At 40.1% G+C, this 20689-nt stretch carries 16 protein-coding genes, 3 pseudogenes and 1 riboswitch; of the genes and pseudogenes, 10 read left to right on the forward strand and 9 right to left on the reverse strand.

All coding sequences use genetic code 11. The features are described from left to right. Window positions 1–7: 7 nt before the first annotated feature. From M3226_RS23845 to M3226_RS23855, 3 genes are all read right to left on the reverse strand, one after another. A complete protein-coding gene (locus tag M3226_RS23845; RefSeq protein ID WP_251571144.1) occupies window positions 8–958 on the reverse strand; it encodes a U32 family peptidase in 951 nt (316 codons plus the stop codon). A 194-nt stretch (window positions 959–1152) separates the two neighbouring features. Next, the gene (gucD, locus tag M3226_RS23850; RefSeq protein WP_251571145.1) at window positions 1153–2619 is read right to left on the reverse strand and encodes an alpha-ketoglutaric semialdehyde dehydrogenase GucD; all 1467 of its coding nucleotides are present in this window, start codon (window positions 2617–2619) and stop codon (window positions 1153–1155) included. A gap of 123 nt (window positions 2620–2742) precedes the next feature. Then, window positions 2743–3525, reverse strand: coding sequence for an IclR family transcriptional regulator (locus M3226_RS23855; protein WP_251571146.1), 783 nt, complete (start codon window positions 3523–3525; stop codon window positions 2743–2745). Between the two features lie 219 nt (window positions 3526–3744). Here M3226_RS23855 and M3226_RS23860 point away from each other — a divergent pair. Next, window positions 3745–3852 (forward strand): annotated as a pseudogene (locus M3226_RS23860) (YvrJ family protein); the annotation flags it as partial. A 108-nt stretch (window positions 3853–3960) separates the two neighbouring features. Here M3226_RS23860 and fsa read toward each other — a convergent pair. Together fsa and M3226_RS23870 are read right to left on the reverse strand one after the other, a co-directional pair. Continuing rightward, complete coding sequence (fsa, locus tag M3226_RS23865; RefSeq protein WP_251571147.1) at window positions 3961–4626, reverse strand: fructose-6-phosphate aldolase; 666 nt, start codon at window positions 4624–4626, stop codon at window positions 3961–3963. Window positions 4627–4832: 206 nt separating this feature from the next. Further along, window positions 4833–5957 carry an ROK family transcriptional regulator gene (locus tag M3226_RS23870; protein ID WP_251571148.1) on the reverse strand — a complete coding sequence of 375 codons (1125 nt, stop codon included), beginning with the start codon at window positions 5955–5957 and terminating at the stop codon, window positions 4833–4835. 216 nt (window positions 5958–6173) lie between these two features. Here M3226_RS23870 and M3226_RS23875 point away from each other — a divergent pair, with 216 nt between their 5' ends. The 4 genes from M3226_RS23875 to M3226_RS23890 all read left to right on the forward strand — a co-directional run bounded on the left by M3226_RS23875 (window position 6174) and on the right by M3226_RS23890 (window position 11674). Then, the gene (locus tag M3226_RS23875; protein WP_251571149.1) at window positions 6174–6950 is read left to right on the forward strand and encodes an SDR family oxidoreductase; all 777 of its coding nucleotides are present in this window, start codon (window positions 6174–6176) and stop codon (window positions 6948–6950) included. A 31-nt stretch (window positions 6951–6981) separates the two neighbouring features. After that, entirely contained in the window at window positions 6982–8511 is a 1530-nt protein-coding gene (locus tag M3226_RS23880; RefSeq protein WP_251571150.1) for an FGGY-family carbohydrate kinase, read from the forward strand. A 47-nt stretch (window positions 8512–8558) separates the two neighbouring features. After that, a complete protein-coding gene (locus M3226_RS23885) occupies window positions 8559–9917 on the forward strand; it encodes an MFS transporter (protein WP_251571151.1) in 1359 nt (452 codons plus the stop codon). Window positions 9918–10252: 335 nt separating this feature from the next. Then, on the forward strand, window positions 10253–11674 hold the full coding sequence (locus M3226_RS23890) for a LysM peptidoglycan-binding domain-containing protein (protein WP_251571152.1): 1422 nt from the start codon (window positions 10253–10255) through the stop codon (window positions 11672–11674). Between the two features lie 63 nt (window positions 11675–11737). Here M3226_RS23890 and M3226_RS23895 read toward each other — a convergent pair. The 4 genes and pseudogenes from M3226_RS23895 to M3226_RS23910 all read right to left on the reverse strand — a co-directional run bounded on the left by M3226_RS23895 (window position 11738) and on the right by M3226_RS23910 (window position 16813). Then, a pseudogene (locus M3226_RS23895) lies at window positions 11738–12297 on the reverse strand (AAA family ATPase). Between the two features lie 454 nt (window positions 12298–12751). Then, entirely contained in the window at window positions 12752–13459 is a 708-nt protein-coding gene (locus M3226_RS23900; protein ID WP_251571153.1) for a DNA alkylation repair protein, read from the reverse strand. A 619-nt stretch (window positions 13460–14078) separates the two neighbouring features. Continuing rightward, entirely contained in the window at window positions 14079–14954 is an 876-nt protein-coding gene (locus M3226_RS23905) for a 5'-methylthioadenosine/S-adenosylhomocysteine nucleosidase (RefSeq protein ID WP_251571154.1), read from the reverse strand. A gap of 173 nt (window positions 14955–15127) precedes the next feature. Then, window positions 15128–15231: riboswitch (purine riboswitch) on the reverse strand. A 415-nt stretch (window positions 15232–15646) separates the two neighbouring features. Beyond that, on the reverse strand, window positions 15647–16813 hold the full coding sequence (locus M3226_RS23910) for a nucleotide sugar dehydrogenase (RefSeq protein WP_251571155.1): 1167 nt from the start codon (window positions 16811–16813) through the stop codon (window positions 15647–15649). A gap of 422 nt (window positions 16814–17235) precedes the next feature. Between M3226_RS23910 and M3226_RS23915 the strand changes: the two genes are divergently transcribed. The 5 genes and pseudogenes from M3226_RS23915 to M3226_RS23935 form a co-directional block, all read left to right on the forward strand. Continuing rightward, the gene (locus M3226_RS23915) at window positions 17236–17802 is read left to right on the forward strand and encodes an LOG family protein (protein ID WP_251571156.1); all 567 of its coding nucleotides are present in this window, start codon (window positions 17236–17238) and stop codon (window positions 17800–17802) included. Between the two features lie 174 nt (window positions 17803–17976). Next, on the forward strand, window positions 17977–18105 hold the full coding sequence (locus M3226_RS23920; RefSeq protein WP_144565903.1) for a YjcZ family sporulation protein: 129 nt from the start codon (window positions 17977–17979) through the stop codon (window positions 18103–18105). A 380-nt stretch (window positions 18106–18485) separates the two neighbouring features. Continuing rightward, on the forward strand, window positions 18486–19382 hold the full coding sequence (locus M3226_RS23925) for an HD domain-containing phosphohydrolase (protein WP_251571157.1): 897 nt from the start codon (window positions 18486–18488) through the stop codon (window positions 19380–19382). Between the two features lie 15 nt (window positions 19383–19397). After that, window positions 19398–19718 (forward strand): 8-amino-7-oxononanoate synthase, encoded by a 321-nt coding sequence (locus tag M3226_RS23930; RefSeq protein WP_251571158.1) that lies wholly within the window; start codon window positions 19398–19400, stop codon window positions 19716–19718. Between the two features lie 519 nt (window positions 19719–20237). Then, window positions 20238–20689: pseudogene (locus M3226_RS23935) on the forward strand (IS4 family transposase); the annotation flags it as partial.

The raw sequence follows: 20689 nt of genomic DNA on the forward strand, positions 1-20689 counted from the left end.
AATGCAGTTATACACTAGCCGTTGCAGATACAATCTTTGGAATCCCTAGTCCTTCAGCACCTAGTTTGGATGTTTTAGCCTCAGGATAATATCGTTCAATCATTTGGACGCCTAGCGCCGCACGGCGGACACGTTCTTTCACCAGTGAAATGTTGGTACTTTCCCATTGTCTTCCGGATGGGTACACATCTGGATGATTCCGCAGACCGAATTTAATGTACACCGGTGCCAATACACGAATAATTTCCGGAATTTCATAGTAGCGGAGGAAACCGCCCAAATTATCTGGCACCTCTACATATAAATCGATTGGGATATCAATTGCTTGGCGGATGGCAGCAAGCTTATGCAGCGTCAATGCAGTAGGAACATTATACGTTCCTGCTCCTAGGTCCTGCATTAGCCTTACGGACACTGGATTGGCCGCACCCATTTGAACCGATACCTTCACCACAAAGTCCTCCGGCAGCTGGCCCTGTTTTTTCATTTCTTTTGTCAGTATCAAGAGGCCCTCATCCGCCACTAGTGCTCCCCGCAGTCCAAGTCTGGCGCCTCTTTTTAAATCCTCCATGGCATAAACAAGCTGGTCGGCTCCTTCATGGCGCAAAGCAATCGACTTTCCACCGTCCGTCAGCGGCTGTGCACTAATATCCCAGGTGCCCCTCGGTCCAACAAACAAACTAAGTTCCATTCCTCTTTCGGCTGTCATCCTGCACATTTCCAAAATTTCTTCGTCTGTTTGGAGCATAATTCCGCTTCCCTGCGATACCCGGTGAATCGTTAAACCATAGCGGTCGATTTCATCCAACATCTCTCTTAATGCGACTGGTCCTTCTACACTTGGAAGTTCAATCCGGTATTGCGCCCCATCTGGAAATGTTTTGGTGGAAGTAGGCAGGTCCCTTAAATCAGTTGATGGATAACCAAGTTTTTCTAAAAGTTCTCTAGATTCTCTCACTTTTTTTTTACCTTCTTTCGCGATATTTTTATAGTGAAGCGCTTTCTTTATTGTTCTATTAAATACTAAGAGATTTCTACATTCCTTTGCTCCAGATCTAGTCAACTGGATATGGTAGAAACCCCTTAGAGACTCCTGAAAAAAAGATTATGCCTGCACGACTACACTGGAACCGCTAAACTTTCTTGCTTTTCTTACCCTTTAATAAAGACGGTTTTAATCGCCGTGAAAAATTCTTTTGCCGCCTCTCCTTGTTCACGGGAGCCTGTGCTGGATGCTTTCATCCCGCCAAACGGTGCCTGCAGCTCGACTCCTGCGCTCTCCGCATTTATGCGTACCAGACCTGCTTCAATTTCATCAATAAATTCCAGTAGCGTTGCAATATTAGTTGTAAAAATCGATGCACTCAATCCATATTTCGTATCATTGGCAAATTCAATCGCTTCTTGTAAATCAGCTGCTTTGATAAGAGCCGCAACCGGACCAAAAATTTCCTCTTGGGCTATGGCCATTTTAGGTTTCACATGTTCAAAAATGGCAGGTGTAACATAAAATCCTTGACTATACTCCCCGCCGGTCAACGTTTCTCCACCGTAAATAAGTGAAGCGCCCTCTGCCTTTCCCTTTTCAATATAGCTTCGCACTGTATTGAACTGACTTTCACTGGCACATGGCCCCATCCATATTCCTTCTTGTAAACCATTGCCGACGGTTATTTTTTTCGTGGCTTCTATTAATTTCTCTTTAAAGTCTTCGTAAACGGCCGTTTCCACAATGACCCGACTAGAAGCGGTACATTTTTGACCGGTGGAACGGAATCCCCCGCTGATTACAGCTTCAACCGCGGCATCTAAATCGGCATCCTTTGTCACAATCACAGGGTTTTTGCCGCCCATCTCCAATTGGAATTTAATCCCCCTTGCAGCCGCTGATTTTGCCACTCCTGCACCAACAGTTTCCGATCCGGTGAAGGTAATGGCGTTTAGCAGTGGATGATCAATCAAACTCTGACCGATGATGGCCCCCGAACCGGTGATAAAATTTAACACTCCAGCTGGAAAGCCTGCTTTTGCAAAGCATTCAACTACCTTTGCTGCCGTTACAGCCGCCTCTGTTGCGGGTTTGAAAACGACGGTATTTCCATAAACAAGAGCCGGTGCAATTTTCCAGATTGGAATGGCAACAGGGAAATTCCATGGAGTGATTACGCCAACAACTCCAAGAGGAACTCTCTTCGTGAACATTAATGCCTCCGAATCAGAAGATGGAATCACATCCCCCTCCTTCCTCATACCTTCCCCAGCATAATAACGAAGAATGGCCACGCCACGGGCTGTTTCCCCTTTGGCTTCCGGAAGGGTTTTACCCATTTCCCTTGTTAATGTTTCAGCAATCTCATCCAAGTTCTCTTCTAAAATATTTGCAGCCTTAAATAAAAGCTGGCCACGGGCAGCCTGCCCCAGTTTGCGCCAGTTTTTTTTCGCTTGATGAGCGGCAAGGACCGCTTTTTCAAGGTCTTCAACGGTAGAATTTTGCACAAAGCCGACGATTTCTTCTTTATTTGCCGGATTAATACTGGGGATGACTTTCTCAGAGTCTGATTCCTGCCATTCATTGTTAATAAAATTTTTAAACGCTTTCACATTTGTGTCGATTAGCATTAAAGTCCCACTCCCTTTGGCAAAAATGTATTTGGATCTTTTGCTTTATATCTGCCGGCCTAAGCCGGTTTGAAATGTATTCCGTTTTTTTGCGGCCTTAACTTGGACATAGCCTATTTAGAACTATTTATTCGGTTCTTTACTTTGGGAGCCGGCATAGCCGGCAAGCTGTGATAAGCGGCTGGCTAGCAGGAGGATTTCCTCTTTTGCCGCCTCTCTCTTCTGTTCCCAGCTATTGGTCATCATCGTAAAACTAACACTAGCGATCATTTTATTCTCAAAGTTATAGACTGGCGCTGCTACACAATGAAATCCTAAAGAAGCCTCCTGATTCTCGATGGCATAACCGTTTTTCTTCGCCTCTTGCAGGTTCTCATAAAGAGTATCGATGTCTGAAATCGTAAACTCCGTTTTTTTCTTCAACGGTTCTTGAAGAATTTTTTTCAGTTCTGCTTCAGAAAATTTCGTTAATTGCATTTTTCCAATGGCAGAGGCATAGGCAGGAAAACGCATACCGGGGTCTGTAACCAGGCGGACGCGTGAATCCCCTTCCATTTTTCCTAAATAAATGACATCGCCTTCCTCTAAAATCCCTAATTGGATATGTTCATTTATTTTATGAACCGAACGAGCAGCCTCTTTATAGAAGGACTGGACAATATTAAACTGTTGAAAATAAGCTGCCCCAATCCCCGCCAAGGCAGGACCTAAAGAGTAAGTATCACCTTCCCCCTTGGTGACCCACTTTAATGTTTCCAACGTATTCAGCAGAGAAAATAGGGAGCTTTTATTCATTTCCAGTCTTTTAGACAACTCAATCAACCTCAGCTGATTGGGAAACTCTCCAATAAGTCTCAAAACCCTATCAGCCCGCTCAATAGCCGGAACCCAATACTTTTCCTTCATTACCTATCACTTCACTTCTGTTGGTTTATTATAATAAACCAAGTTTTAAATATTAAACTTCTAAAGTCATTCTATCACACTAGTTGGAATTTTCAAATAATTTTTTAGAAAAAAAAACATCTTGGAAGCATGGGGACGGTTCTTCTGCTTCGGGGCCATACCTTTTAGAGAAGGAGTGAGGCTCGTGGAAGTAGTCATCCCACTCATTGGGAGGCAGATTTCCCCATTGTGGTAACCCTTTTTCTGCTTTACCGGATCGAGTCAAAGTTAGATTTAGTGGTTCCATTCATACAAAACTTCCCGACGAAAGAAGCCTTTATGAAATAGAAGATGGACAATCCGTAAAAAGAGGCATGAGAACCGTCATCACGCTTCCTATTTATCACGAAAAAAAGAAGCATGAGGACTGTCCCCATGCTTCCAACAAGGCTTATTTTAGGTAAGAGTTTTTTCCCAATCGGCAGCGAATTTTTCCATGCCTTGATCGGTAAGTGGATGCTTGGCCAGCTGTGCGATTACGCTATAAGGAATGGTTGCAATGTCTGCACCAGCCATAGCGACACGAGTGACATGGTCTGGGTGGCGGACAGAAGCCGCAATAATTTGTGTATCCAAGTTATGGACACGGAATAACGTAGCAATTCTTTCGACTAATTGGACTCCATCTTCAGATATATCATCTAAACGTCCTAAAAATGGAGAAACATATGTAGCACCTGCTCGAGCAGCTAATAATGCTTGGTTAACAGTAAAGATAAGAGTAACGTTTGTTTTAACGCCTTTTTTTGCAAGATAACGGCACGCTTCCAAGCCTTCTAACGTCATAGGAAGTTTAATCGTTACCTTAGAGTCACCACCATTAATCTTGATCAGTTCTTCTGCTTGAGCAATCATTTCTTCTGCTGTTACAGCATCAGGAGTGACTTCCGCAGAAACGGATTCAACCTCTGGGACCGCTTGACAGATTTCAGCAATACGATCTTCAAATCTTACTCCTTCTTTTGCTACTAAGGAAGGGTTAGTGTTAACACCAGCTAACACACCTATTCTATAGGCCTTTTTAATATCCTCTAGGTTGGCAGTATCAATAAATAGTTTCATAACGAAGTTGCGCCTCTTTTCAGAATTTATTATACAACCTACTTTGTGAAAACCTTATCAAAATTAAATTATTACAGATAGTGTTAACTTCTGAGTGCCTGAAACCTAATTTACTAGATTAATAGTGTTTATTTTAGATCAGAACCGTCCGTCCCCATGATTGATGCACAAAAAAAGAAGCAAGAGAACCGTCCCCTCACTTCCTATTAAATGGTATTTAAAAATGATTGAATAAATGGGATGGCAGCGCCCATCGGCACCCCGTTTGCAGGTGAACGGCTAATGTGAATAAATGGTTCATTACTTGGAAAGGCCGTTTTTTCATTTACTTTTTCATGAAGAATGTCTAGATCTTCTTCCTGTAAGTATGGAGAGATATGTCCACCTAGAATAAATTCTCTGTTAAGGACAAGATGGATATTGTTAATAGACATCGCTAAATGATCTAAAAAGGAATGCCACCTCTTCACAAAAGAAGGAATTCTAGAACGTACCTGTTGGAAGAAAACATCTAATGATTCATCTTCTTCTAGAAGTGCATTAACAGAGCTATACGTTTCCATGCAGCCCCTTTTCCCGCAGTAACAGGCAGGACCACCAGGATTAAGCGTCATATGTTCTACCGTTCCACTATGCCCTTCCTTTCCCATATAAATTTGGCCGTCTATGATAATGGCACCCCCAAGGTGTGGCCCGATCGAGAGATAGACTGCATCTCCAATATCATTACTTACCCACAGCTCCGTTGTCGCTGCACACTTGGCATCATGTAAAAACATACAGGGATAAGGGAGATACTGTGAAAATACCTCAATATCTAATCCTGTCGAGATCAAAATTTTTCCGTAAGTGATCTTCTTTCCATTATTAGACGTTAATCCTTGCACAGCAAAACCAATCCCAAGAACCTGCTCCTCTTTCACATCGAGAGACGAGATGAAAGACAGTACAGCTTGGCTTAACTCTTTGTAATACCGATCCTCATTGGCATAATTCATCGCTAGTCTCTCTTGCTGAAAAGCATGACCACGCAAATCAATGGCCAGAATCTGTACCGTCCTCTTTTGAATCTCTACCCCAATGCTAATCCGAGCCTGAGGGCAAATGGCATAAGCAGCTGCACGCCTTCCCACCGAAGATTCAAACTGCCCGCTCTTCTCAATCAATTTTTCTTTTTCCAAGCGAACGAGATTCTGGGTGACCGTCGGTAAACTCAAATGAAGCTGATTGGCAATTTCTTGTTTCGAAAGCTTCTCATTTTGATAAATGAGATGGTAGATCGATGAGTAATTGCCTTTTTTTATATCTTTAAACGTGATGCTATTGTCCATGGAAAATACCCCATTTTATAAACCAATTTTATAAAAACATTTACTTTAACTCTTATAAATATATCATAAGAGCGGATACAATCACAGCTTTGTCAATAAGTGTCTGCCAATTTTAAATTTTATAATTATTGACTATCAGGGAAAATCGTTTTATTATATAAATGTATTTTATAAAAGTATTTTACAAAATAAATTAACAAAAAAGGAATGGGAAAAATGGGGATTATTGAAAAAATGAGACTGGACGGAAAGAAAATTTTTGTAACAGGTGGGGCAAGGGGTATTGGTAAAAGTGTTGCAACTGCTTTTGCTGAAGCAGGAGCAGATATAGCAATTGTGGACTTGGATATCGAGGAAGCCACAAAGACAGCTAAGGAACTTGAAGAAAATAATGGGATTAAGTCGATTGCTATCAAAGCAGATGTCACCACCCCAGCAGATGTTGATGCAATGATTGAAACCATACTAGAAGTATTTGGACGTTTAGATGTTGCCTTCTGTAATGCAGGAATCTGCATGAACGTACCAGCAGAGGAAATGACCTTTGAACAGTGGAAAAAGGTCATTGATATTAATCTTACCGGTGTATTTCTAACGGCCCAAGCAGCTGGAAAAGTCATGTTAAAACAAGGCGGTGGTTCCATTATCAATACCGCTTCAATGTCAGGACATATTGTGAATGTGCCACAGCCACAGTGCTCGTACAACGCCTCTAAAGCAGGAGTCATCCAGTTGACCAAATCACTGGCAGTGGAGTGGGCAACAAGAAATGTGCGCGTCAATTGTATCAGTCCAGGATATATTGGAACAGAACTCACCTTAAATGCTCCAAGCTTACAGCCGTTGATCGAACAGTGGAATGAAATGGCACCGCTTCAACGAATGGGCAGACCAGAAGAGCTTCAGTCCATTTGCGTTTATCTAGCAGGAGACACTAGCAGCTTTACGACAGGATCTGACTTTGTCATCGATGGAGCTTTCACTTGCATTTAACTAATTAATAGATTCTTTAGGAGGACTATCTATGAATTACTTACTCGGTACAGATATCGGAACATCCGGTACCAAAACCATCCTAATGGACACAGACGGCAATCTGATTGCTCAAGATTTACAGGAATACGATGTATTGACTCCAAAGCCTTTATGGGCAGAGCAATGGCCAGATGTATGGCTTGACGCAACGAAAACATCGATTAAGAACGCGGTCCATAAGTCAGGAGTTCCAGCGGAGAAAATACGTGGTATCGCCATTAGCGGGCTTTATGGAGGTTCCGGTATTCCATTGGATGAAAAAATGGAACCCGTTAGACCGTGTATGATTTGGATGGACCGAAGAGCAGAAGCGGAAACAAAGTGGGTCTTAGATCATGTTGGCGAAGAAAAACTTCTCGAAGTTACCCATAATGGAGCCGACCCCTATTATGGCTATACCAAAATGTTATGGATGAAAAATCATGAACCGGAAAACTGGAAGAAAACGAAGCTCTTTTTACCGCCAAATGATTATGTCATTTATAAACTGACCGGAGAAATTGCGATTGATTATTCCTCTGCAGGAAATATCGGCGGAATTTTTGATATGAATAACCGAACCTGGTCAAAAGAAATGATGGATGCGATGGGAATTCCTCTTTCGATAATGCCAGAAAAAATCGTGGAATCAACCGATATAGTCGGTGGTTTGACTAAAGAAGCCGCAGCGGAGTTGGGACTTTCTGAAGGAATGCCTGTAATCGCCAGTGGTATTGACTGCGGTGCGGCCAATATCGGACTTGGCGTATTGGAATCGGGGATTTATGCAGCAGCCATTGGAACATCGATGTGCGCAGCCTTAATTTCCGATCAACCAGTGAAAGGAAAAGATCTGATTGTTTGGCCGTATTTATATGATGCTAAAAGACTTTCCTATTATTTTGCTGGCGGTGCTACAGCTGGAGCGATTGTGAAATGGTTCCGTCAAACGATGTGTCAATATGAATTGGAGATAGAAAAAGCCGGCGGAAAAAATGCCTATGATGTGTTAAATGAACAGGCCGCTAACATTCCGGTTGGAAGCGAAGGTTTGATTGTCCTTCCTTACTTTATGGGAGAAAGAAGTCCAATTTGGGATTCCGATGCAAAAGGTACCATTGTGGGACTTTCACTGGCACATACAAAAGCTCATATTTATCGCGCCTTTCTGGAAGCGGTTGCCTTTTCTCTACGAGATGCGATGGAAGCGACCGGGGAAAATCTCGGTGAATATATCCTGCTGGCCGGTGGGGTCACCAAGTCAAAATTATGGAGACAAATCTTCGCCGATGTCACAGGCTATCCAGTAGTTTGTCCCCTTCATGATGTAGAAGCGAATATGGGAGATGTCATGCTAGCGGGAATTGGTACTGGTCTTCTCTCCTATGATGACGTGAAGAAATGGCAGGTTCTTGATCAGAAGATTATGCCTACTAAAGAGAATCATAGGAAATATAATGACTATTACCAAGTTTATAAATCTATTTATCAAAATTTAAAATCTGATATGAAAACGTTGACAAGACTTTCTACAACATGATTTGAGCATATGCTTTACCAATTTTAAAAAAAGGATATGTGATAGCGATGAATAAATGGAAAAAAAGAATTGGATACGGGGCGGGCGACTTCGCCTGCAACCTCGTATTTAGTACAATGGCGTCTTACCTGCTGTTTTTTTATACAGATGTCTTTGGAATCACCGCAGCCGTTGCTGGTACTTTAATGTTAGTAACCAAAATCATTGATGCTTTTGCCGATACCGGTATGGGATTATTGGTTGACCGGACTCGTACTAGATGGGGGCAAGGAAGACCCTATTTCATAATAGGAGCGATACCGTTTGCTGTCTTTACCATCATGACCTTTATTGTTCCTGATTTCAGTTTGTCAGGAAAAATTCTATGGGCGTATATCACTTATTGCTTGTTGAACATTGCTTATACGGTGGTCAATATCCCATTAAATACGATTGTACCAAGGTTAACCTCAGATAACCACGAACGAAACTGGTTAGTATCGACTCGAATGATTTGCGCGTTAATTGGAACCGCTTTAGTTATGTCCATTACCACGCCGATGGTTAATTTCTTGGGTCAAGGAGATACCCAAAAAGGTTATTTCATTACGATGACCATTTATGGCATCGCCGCGGTGATCGTATTTGTGTTTACCTTTATGAATACAAAAGAGGTGGTTCCGCCAACCGTCCAACCTGGAAAATCTTCTTTTAAACAGGATTTTAAAGGATTGACTGGCCCTGCCGTTATTTTCTTTATCTTGAACTTTCTCTATTTTGGTCTTTTTGTCATTAGAAATACAACTGTGATCTATTATTTCACATATAATCTGGGCCGTACGGATTGGCTGACGTTTGTAGGACTATTCGGTATTCTCTCGGGTCTGCCCATGCTGCTGCTTTTACCTTGGCTTCAAAAGAAAATGCCGAAGAAAAATGTATTGCTTTTAAGTACGGTCATTTATATGGTTGGAGATTTTGTGATTTATTTTGGAAAGACCTCACCTGTCTTACTGATTACCGGTTTGGCGATTACCGGGCTTGGGATTTATGGCATCTTCGGCACCACCTTTGCAATTCAGCCGGATGTTATTGATTATTCAGAGTACAAAAACCATCGAAGCATTGCGGGGATGATTGCCGCTTTCCAAGGATTTTTTGTAAAAGTAAGCCTGGGCCTTGGAAGTGCACTTGTAGGAGTAATCCTGAAAATGGGCGGTTATGTTCCACATGCAAAACAAACTGCAACGGCTTTAAATTATATTGAAATCAGCTTTATCTGGGTGCCAATGGCCATTTGTGTACTGATTGGAATGACAATGTTGTTCTATAAACTCGATGATAAACGGGCGGCGATGGATGTAGAACTCGAACGGCGACGTGCATTAGTAAACAAAAATGCAGAGCAGAATGTTGTAAACCTTTAATAAAGCGTATTCATTCAACCGGTTGGGACTAAATTACTCATAGGAAGCATGAGAACCATGCATGTCCACGCAAGCAAAATTAATGTATTAGCGGTAAATTTAAAGAGGATAGCAAGCATACTATCCTTTTTAAATCTGCATCTGATCATGCCATAAAATCATTTGAAAAAATCTCAAGATTCCAAGAATAATTGAATTAAGTATACGAGCGGGATAAAAAAAGTCGACTTTTTCAGTGTCTCGGACGGTTCTCATGCTTCTTTCGAAGCATGAGAACCGTCCCCTCGCTCCCCTGCATATACTACATTATTGATAAAAAGCAGGAGGAGAGGCCCGTGGTCATCCATGTTGTCAGCAGCGGAGAGACACTTTGGCAAATTGCGAATCGATACAATGTTAATATGAATGGAATTGTTCAATTAAATGGATTACAAAACCCAAATCAGCTGGTAATTGGCCAGTCGTTAGTCATTCCCGTCCCTGGTACATCGCACATAGTTAAATATGGGGAAACGTTATGGGCCATTTCACAGCAGTACGGAGTATCGATTAACTCCATCATCCAAGCCAATCAACTCACCAATCCCTCTCTCTTATATCCAGGGACAAAGTTAATCATCCCTCCAAGGATTCACGTCACTCAAGCCGGCGAAACCCTATGGCAGATTGCGAATCGTTATGGGATAACCGTTCAAGAATTAATCAATGAAAATCAGATCCAAAATCCAAACCTCATTTATCAGGGAACTCCGTTAAGAATTCCGACACGAAAACCGACGATTGAAGTAAATGCCTATACGTATCAACCTGACCAAGCGGCCGCCGACACAGTAAATGAGCTGGCCCCCTATCTAACCTATATAAGTCCGTTTGCTTACCTAATCAGTGAAAATGGTGATCTTACTCCAGCCCATGATGAGTTAACCATTCAAGCAGCCATAGCAAAAAATGTGGTACCGATGATGTCAATTACGAATTTCACCTCATCAGCAGCCGGCTCCAATGTGGCACATACCCTTTTATCCACCCCAAGTTTACGCGAAAAAGTCCTGACAAATATGCTTCAAATTATGGACCAAAAGGGGTATAAGGGTGCAAACATCGATTTTGAAAATGTATTGCCAGCGGATCGCGAGAATTATAATACTTTCCTTCAACTAGCAGTCGATCGCCTGCATCCTAAAGGATATTTTGTATCTACCGCCTTGGCTCCAAAAGCCAGTGCTACACAAGCTGGTTTATTGTACGAAGCCCATGATTATGAGGCCCATGGTCGAATTGCCGACTTTGTGGTGTTAATGACGTATGAATGGGGATACCGGCTCGGGCCGCCACAGGCGATCTCACCTATTAACCAAATGAGACGCGTCGTGGAATACGCAAGGTCCGTCATTCCGGCTGAAAAAATATTTTTAGGCTTCCAAATTTACGCTCGTGATTGGCTTCTTCCACATGTACAAGGACAAGAAGCAGAAACGTTTAGTACCCAAGAAGCGATTGCCCGTGCCGTCAAATACGGAGCAGCCATTCAGTATGATACCACCACACAATCACCATTTTTCCGATACACGGATGAACAAGGCCGCGGCCATGAGGTTTGGTTTGAGGATGCCCGGAGTGCACAAGCGAAGTTCGACTTAGCAAAGGAATTTAACCTCCGTGGAATCAGTTACTGGGCATTAGGCTATCCGTACCCGTCTAACTGGGCATTGCTGGCTGATAATTTTACGATTAAAAAAGGACGTCCCGCCATATAAGGTTTGTTCAGCCTAACATTTGGTATTGGAAAAGAAGCATGGAGACGGTTCCCATGCTTCTTTCTATAGCTGAAATTTGTCTTTAATTATTCTCGCTACTTCTTCTGCACTCAAATTGGTATTATTTATTTTTAAATAATTCTCCTTCGTGATTTCCCCATCTAACGAATTTAACCGATACTTTTTCATTGATTTCTTCAAATTAGCCTCAGACCACTCCACATTTCTCTTTGTCGGTTTATGTTCAAGCCGGTGCGGGCCTTTATTCCGCTCAATCCGCTCTTTCAAATCTGCCTCAAGTTCAACAAAGTACACTGTCCCACCACTTGATTCAAATATTTCACAAATATGATCGACGTAATCCCAATCGGCTTGAAGATCAAACGCCCAAACAAAAGTAAATATTAATCCGTACAAATCACTTTTAGCTACTGCCTCGAATATTTCTTGGCGAAATAGACTTACTAACCGGTTTCCCTCTTTCGTGCCGTATTCAAAAAGGGAGTAACTAATTCAATCGTCATGTGATTATGAAATAGTTTCAAATCAGTTCTTTTTTCTAATTCATGCCCCACTGTCATTTTACCAACTGCTTGCGGTCCAAATATCAAAACAAACTTCATAGACCCCCCCCAAAAAATACATCCTACAATTTCCTTTATCCCCTATCATAATAGTTTATCTTTAATTCTAATAACCTATTTTTTAAAAAAATCTCTACGAAACGACAGCCCTCGACCTAAATTCGATATATGTTGTACTAATCAAACGATTGGTTAAAACTGCTCCAAGTATTGTCCTATAAGCATTTTCATAAAGTGATTACATAGAAGTTTGTCGAAACTCTTACAAGAACGAAGCTGATTACAACCTACTTTCACCAAATTTCTATCATTCTGACAAGAGTCCAAGAATTTCGCACCTTTTCAACATTACTCAAACGTTTGTTTAAAACAAATCTAAAACAGACAAATCCTGGATTGACCCATCACCGTGGCTCAAAATATTGTCGAGAAATGTTCTAGTCCTTCTTATCTAGTAGCAAAAAGAAGCAAGAGAAACGTCCCCATGCTCCCACTAACAAATACAAGTCTTCCGTTTCACACCAATTTTATTACGTTCTTCTATCTTTTTGATATAGGGAACAGCGAGAGGAACTTTACACGCAGTTTTGCCCATATTGACATGAACCTTGCCAATCGCTTCAGCAACTCTTATCGCTTCATCATGCAGTGCAGTCACATAGGCCCCTACACTAATCACAAATCCGTTCATCACATACCGAACCCGGTTTCTTTCTTGATGAATCGTTGCCTCCGCCCTTAAGAGCAAAGCTCGGATCTCCTCTAAATCCAGCTTTTCATCAGGAGTAATCGATAGATAGTTCGCATAAGTGCTCCAGCCAGCCACGGCAATCATTTCTTCCTCTGACTCTATCCATTCACGCGCAAGTTCCATAGCATGCGGACTTTCTGCGGCAACTCCTGCAACAGTATATTCAGCAAGCAAATACCAGTTTGCTTTATGAACCCATTCCTGAAGTGTTTCCTTTGTCATCAATTTCGGGTTAACAGACAGTCCTGCTAAATACATAGCGTCAGAGTTTCCTGTTTCATATAAAGCCAAAGCCAGCTCCTGGTCTTTTTTGACATGCTTGACGAGCTTTTTTAAATCTCCAACCTTAACTCCAAAAAAATGGCCACTGCCCCCGTGATTCAAAAACGTTTTTTTGGTTTGCGCTGAACCCAATTCGGCCAACTTCTCCATAATCTCCTCGACGCTCATACTAACCTCCAAAAAAAGATATTTTCACCATTTTACCATTTTATTGAAGTGATTTCTTCGCCATAGATTTTTCCACAGAAAACGGTTCATAAACGGTGGTAGAATTTTACCGCTAAAGGATTAGAGTTAGGAATCTTAAGGACTTGTTACATAGTTGAATAACATATGTATCATTAGGCTGCAATCATAAACCTACTGCGAATAACGCCTCCTAATTTCACTAATGACAATCTTTCGACCATTTTCCCCTATATACTAAACTATTCAAACGTTTAATTAAAACAGCCAAAAGGTTCGTAGCGTATGGTTTTCTCTTATAAGACAGGAAAAAAGATTGTCGATAAAAGTTAGCGTATTTCACAGACAAAAACTTAATTTCCCGGAAAATTCTATTGTTTTCGATAGAACTTACCTCATTCACGGCTTTCCCCAATGATTCGTCATTAATCAAACATTTGTTTAAAAATGAGATAATCCCCGCCAAAGCTGAATTCCTCTCTCCAACTGTATGAAAGAAATGTCGATTAATCACTACTGGATCTTGCTGACAATCACTCAGACACCTTATTAGCGATCCAACCAAAAGGAAGCAGGAGAAACGTCCCCCTGCTTCCACTACTTATTTCTTTATAGTTGTGATGTATTGTTTTACGACTTCATAAACATATTCCTGGTTTGCTTCCGCTGTATTAGGGTTATAGGCTCCGCCATTTGTTTTATTATTGGACAGAATTCTAATTCCTAAAAATGCTACATCATAGGCATCTGCAATTTGTGCGGCCGCAGCACCTTCCATTTCTTCTACTGATGTACCGTAATTCGTATGAATCCAGTTAATTCGATCCACTTCATTGTTCCAGAAGTCTGCTGACCCAATCGTACCTTCGACAACCTTACCTTTCGTGTACTGATCCTTTACCGCATTAGCTGCTGCAAGCAGGTCTTTATCACCCTCATAGTAACGGACCTTATTGGTATTGATATCATTTCCGCTTCCTTCAGAAGCCATTAAATCCATTGGAATCCATTGACTAGGGTCCATTCCCTCGCCTGCATTTTTCGTTTCCGTTTTTAATGAACCGATGTTGGTGACTCTTTTTCCTAACACGATATCAAATACGTTTAAAGACGGATCATGTCCTCCAGATGTTCCTTGATTGATAATGGCAATGGGGTTATATTTTTCAATTGCCAGCGTTGTAGCAGCTGCAGTGTTCTCCATCCCTTTGCCTGTTTTTGCCACTATAACAGGATAACCGTCTAATTTCCCTTTATAGAATACGAAAGTTCCCGACTTTTCTATCTTTACTTTTTCTAGTCTCTCCGCAAACTTCTCGGCTTCAATTGGCATTGGACCTTCAATAAGAATAGGTCTCCCCGCACCTTCTACCTTTGTTTCTTTAAATAATGAAGAATTGCGGCCTGCAAGCATGGTTACTAACAAGACGACAATCGCTGCAAATAAGATGTTCTTGTTTAGAACTCCCTTTTTCATAAATAATTTCCCCTTTTCTCTAGTTGTTTGACATACTCGTAGTTTTTCCCCACAGAAAAAGGCCCGGAATAGTAGAACGCTCCTACCTTCTAGACCTACAAAGCCAAAGTGTAAAGATTTAGCAAAAAAACCTCTTGCTAAAAATAAGATGGCAGCAGCTCAAAAGCCGATGAATTGCCCATACTTTAACTCGTAGTCTAGTTCTTTCATTGGGAACCAGGTAGAGACACTCGGACCATATTTCCGAGTATATACGAGTAATGAAATTTACGATTATTACTTTACTAGAATAACAAACCATTAATAGATATTCAACAAAAATATGAACATTAATACAAAATAACTAGTTAATGTTCGTGTTTTTCGCTTACTTTATAAATCATAAGTCCGAGATAAGCTCTATCTGCGCCTAGTTTATGAACATACACCCTTCTTACTGGAAAAGGACAATAACTTTTGATTTGGGCCTCAATCCCTTTAACCCTTGACTTTCGGCCCGTCATCTAACTGTCTTCGCTTAAAGGCTTTCTCTCTAAAAAGGTTTCAAAGAAATGTCGAGAACTGTATTCCATTGATTTTTTTTATAAAAAAAAAGCCAATCCCTACATATAGTAGGAAATAGGCTTTTGAGGAATTGATTAACTTTGGTTACTCTTAAAAGGCGTCTCTGGGTAGTTGAGACCGAGAAATTTTTAGTCCCGGCTGAATAGATCTCTAGTATACACTTTATCCTTAACTTCCTTCAGCTCATCGGATAACCGATTCGCCACAATCACATCTGATACCTTTTTAAATTCTTCAAAATCATTAATGACTCGAGAATTAAAGAATTTCTCTTCATGTAGTGCTGGCTCATAGACGACGACTTCAATCCCTTTAGCTTTAATACGCTTCATTACGCCTTGAATAGCCGATTGTCTAAAGTTGTCTGAGTCCATTTTCATCGTAAGTCGATAGATACCGACAACCTTAGGATTCCTTTTAATTATCATTTCTGCTACATGGTCTTTTCTCGTTCTATTCGCATCCACAATAGCTGTCATGATATTATTAGGAACATCTGAATAATTAGCTAGTAACTGCTTAGTATCTTTAGGCAGGCAGTATCCGCCATATCCAAAGGATGGATTATTATAATGCGTTCCAATACGCGGATCAAGACCAACGCCATCAATAATTTGTTTCGAATCTAATCCTCTTACTTCAGCATACGAATCAAGCTCATTGAAAAAAGCGACCCTCATGGCAAGGTAGGTATTAGCAAACAGCTTAATCGCTTCTGCTTCCGTTGAATTCGTAAACAAAACATCGATATTTTCCTTCAAAGCACCCTCAACTAATAAATCAGCAAACACTCTAGCTCTTTCTGATTGTTCGCCAACGATAATTCTAGAAGGATACAAGTTATCATAAAGGGCTTTTCCTTCTCTTAAAAACTCAGGTGAGAAAATAATATTTTCAGTTTCAAACTTCTCTCTAACCTTCTCTGTATAGCCGACAGGTACAGTCGACTTAATCACCATGATGGCGTCTGGATTAATGGATAAGACATTAGCAATGACAGCTTCAACCGATCTAGTATTGAAATAGTTCATCTCCGGGTCATAGTTTGTCGGAGTAGAAATGATGACGTACTCTGCGTCTTTAAACGCTAGATAATTATCAGTTGTTGCCGTTAAGTTAAGTTCCTTTGTTGCTAAGTATTCCTCAATCTCCTTATCCAAAATTGGCGACCTTTTATTATTAATCATATCCACTTTTTCTTGGATAATATCAAGGGCCATCACTTCATTGTGCTGGGCTAATAAAATGGCATTGGATAATCCTACATAGCCTGTTCCTGCAATTGTAATTTTCATTTTGAATACATCTCCACTATTTAATAATTGCTAATTAATTTAAGGATCATTCATTAGATTTTTATGGATGAAAATATTTAGATAATATTCCTATTGTATTATACCCATATTAAAAGCAGAATGGAAGCAGGGGGACGGTTCGACCACCGAAAGACATTTCTAAATAAATGGAAAAGATAAGTAGGAAGTATTAACCGTTTGATTAAATACCCCGGAGTTTTACATAACAAAAGACAGACGATTTTTAATAAAATATAGGTAGAGAGCTTGCCAAGAATGGAAAAAGGGGCATCTCCTGCTGCAGCAGACCACCCCTTACTACTGCTTCGAACAAGTGCAACAATTGTCCCGGTACATCCCTTGCTTCATAATTCTAGTTTTCCTGGGACAAACATAGACTAAATAGAAAAAGGAGGAAGTCCATGAAACGATTAGCTGTTTATTGCGGTTCCAGTCTCGGTGCTTCTGAAGCTTATAAATTTGGCGCCATTCAATTAGGAAAGGAGTTAGCCAAACGGAACATAACATTAGTTTACGGTGGTTCTAGTAACGGCTTAATGGGGGCCGTCGCAGATACCGTTTTACATGAAGGCGGGCATGTAATTGGTGTGATCCCAAAAGTGCTGGTCGAGCGTGAAATTTCTCATAAAGGATTAACCGAACTGTTTATGGTAGACACCATGCATGAACGAAAGGCAAAAATGGCTGATTTAGCGGATGGATTTGTGGTCCTGCCTGGAGGAACTGGAACATTAGAAGAGTTTTTTGAAGTATTCACTTGGGGACAGATTGGATTACATCAAAAACCATGCGGTCTGCTAAACATTCAGCACTATTACGACCCGCTGATAAGCCTGTTTGATCATATAATTGAACAAAAATTTCTTCAAGAAAAATTCCGCTCAATGATCATCATGGAAGAAAAAGCAGATATACTACTCGACAGATTCCTCGATTACGTAGCTCCAACAGTGAAATCATATGATTAGTTGGAAACATGGGGACGATCTCATATTTCGGAAGCATGAGACCGTCCAAATTAAGGTTAAAGTTCAAGGTAGGCAATTGGAATGTCCTAATAAAAATTAGGGAAAGCGCCCTTCCATTCTTAGTTTCCTAACATAAAGTATAGGGAATAAGTCTAACGGGGGAGGTTTTATAAAATGTTTGGTTATGGTGGTTTCGGTGGTTGTGGCGGTTATGGCTACGGCGGCTTTGGATATGGCGGTTTTGCTTTAATCGTTGTATTATTCATCTTGCTGATTATCGTTGGTGCAGTAATCTGTTTCTAGGAATATCCTAAAAAAGCCCTCTAACAAAGGGCTTTTTTGATGCAAACTTTTCCTGTTTAAAGGTGTCAGTCTCTGGATTGAATATGACACTGGCTATACTCTAAGGTACGTTGCTATTTTGTTCCAGAAGGTTAAGCCACTTTTTCATTATTAAATTAGCACTTGTCCATTCTGTTTCATAATTGCTTATACATATAAAGAGTCTATCAGTCATTGTATGTATTTTCCTTTTCAAGGCTGGATTTAAAGGATTCAACCTATTTGCTAAGGTACAATTTTTAAATGATATAAAGCTACTAGTTTACAGATAATTTAATAAAAAATATCAAATATTTTTGTTACAATAGACTTATAGAAGAAAACGGAGGAGATGTTTCTAGGTGGACATAAATCAAAAAGACTTTATTGAAACAGTCTATGTAAGAGGTGTCCAAATATCCCTTTTGGCATCTGGAGACGGAACAGAAATTATTTACCATAAGCTAAATTCTGGAGTAAGATGGGCATTAGAACCTACCGAAGGATGGACGGCTTTAGAGTATTTACTAGTATTGTCTGGTGAATTAAGATATCCCACAGGTAATGGGTTTAAAGTATTAAAATCTGGTGATTCCTTCTTTAAGAGTCCTGTTACAAATCATTTTATTTTTCAATCCAATCAAACAACGGAATTTCTATATATTACCTCACAGCCCATTTTTCACCACTACAGTAAGGCTTCTCATGATATAATGGATTTAGCTGTATCTATTGAAGAAAAAGATGGCTACACGGTAGACCATTGTTCTAGAATCAATAGATTTTCCATGTTAGTCGGTGAGCAACTAGGGTTCAATGCAAAACAGCTTCTAGTATTAAATAAAGCTTCTTTTCTTCATGATGTTGGGAAAGTAAAAGTTCCATTATCTATTTTACGGAAACCTAGTAAACTTACTGCTCAAGAGTGGGAGATCATGAAAAAACACACCACCTATGGAAGAGAAATGTTGGAAAGTACCAAAGTACCACTTTTAGTGGATGCTGGTCCAATTGTGGAACAACACCATGAAAGATATGATGGAAAAGGTTACCCTTTTGGGTTAAAGAAAAACGAAATTTCCATTGAAGCATCCATCATAGCGGTTGTTGATTCTTATGATGCAATGACAACAGATCGGGTTTACCAAAAGGGAATGTCTAAAGAAGAAGCATTGGAAGAGATACTCCGATGCCGGGGTATAATGTACAACCCTGACATTGTAGATATATTTTTATCTTTGCAAAATAAAATGATTTAAGGAGGAAAACAAGAGATGAAGAAATTAGTAGTTTTAGTGATGGCAATGCTATTATCAGTTGTTGTCATCGTAAAACCAGCATCAGCTGAATACCTGCCTCAATATGATAAATATATTGAAGTAAGTAATGATCAGGCAAGACAAATAGCTGACCAATTAGGATTAAAAGGCATTCCGCTAGGTCCAGAAACTTCAGCTTATTCTTTCCAAGTTCAAGAATCAATGATTGAAAAAATTGAACAAATCACTGGAAAAGAAATTGACCATTATTATATTTGGTTAACAGTTGATGGAGTGCCCGTTTTAGGGATTGACCCTCCTGTAGTATCATTCTAAAAATCTCTTAAATCAGAATCAAAGTACATAAAAAGGGAGCAAATGGGTTTACCTTTAAACTCCCGGTGCTGTTATGTTAATAGCAAGAATTAAAGCCCTACTCTCCCTGAGTTGGGCCTTTAATTTTTGTACTTTTCAAATAAATTTCCCTGATATTATTTTTGCTTTCTGGTGTAAATTCCACAATCAAACCAAGGTATATCATCTGTTGATTTGCCGAAGTGAGAGTCCTCTTATAATTTTTGGAGCGAAAAGCGAGCTCTTCCATTGAGCATTTCAAGAAAATAAAAAAAGTAAGCATTAGGCATGATATTTTCGGCTTAATTAAGGATCTGACCTTAATTATAAATAACTCAACTTTCGCACCTAGAAAAATGTGATGAGGTTAAATGGGTGTAACGCTTAGAACCGTTGAAGTAGAGTACTTGACTTTAAATATAGGCATGAAAAAACACCTCTTCATTTGGTATAGTTGATTTGTCGAGAATCACAATACCACACAGAAGAGGTGCCTCCTATATGATATCGAATAATAGTCAAAATAAGCAACTACCAAATGAATTAACTTCCACATTTAAAGAATTACAGGTACTAAAACATCTAAGAAAAGCTGGTATTACAAAGTCTTTGGGCTTTTCCTGTGGTTACCTTTTCCAATTAATTTTTTGCTTGATCTTTGAAAACAAGAATTGGTATCGGACGCTTGAAAGTAGAAAATCTGTCGATTTTCCTACAAAGGATTCCGTCTATCGTTTCTTGAATCAGTCTACCTTCGCGTGGCGTAAATTTTTACTGTTTCTTAGTGTCCACACAATTGGAAAAGTAACGAAACTCTCGAATAATAACAGACCGAAGGTCTTAGTATTAGATGATTCTTCTTATGATCGAAATCGTAGTAAATCCGTCGAATTACTAGCTCGTTGTTTTGATCATGCCTCTCAAAAAATGCGCTTTTATAAAGGCTTCCGTAT

It is taken from the genome of Neobacillus cucumis (genome assembly GCF_023715505.1).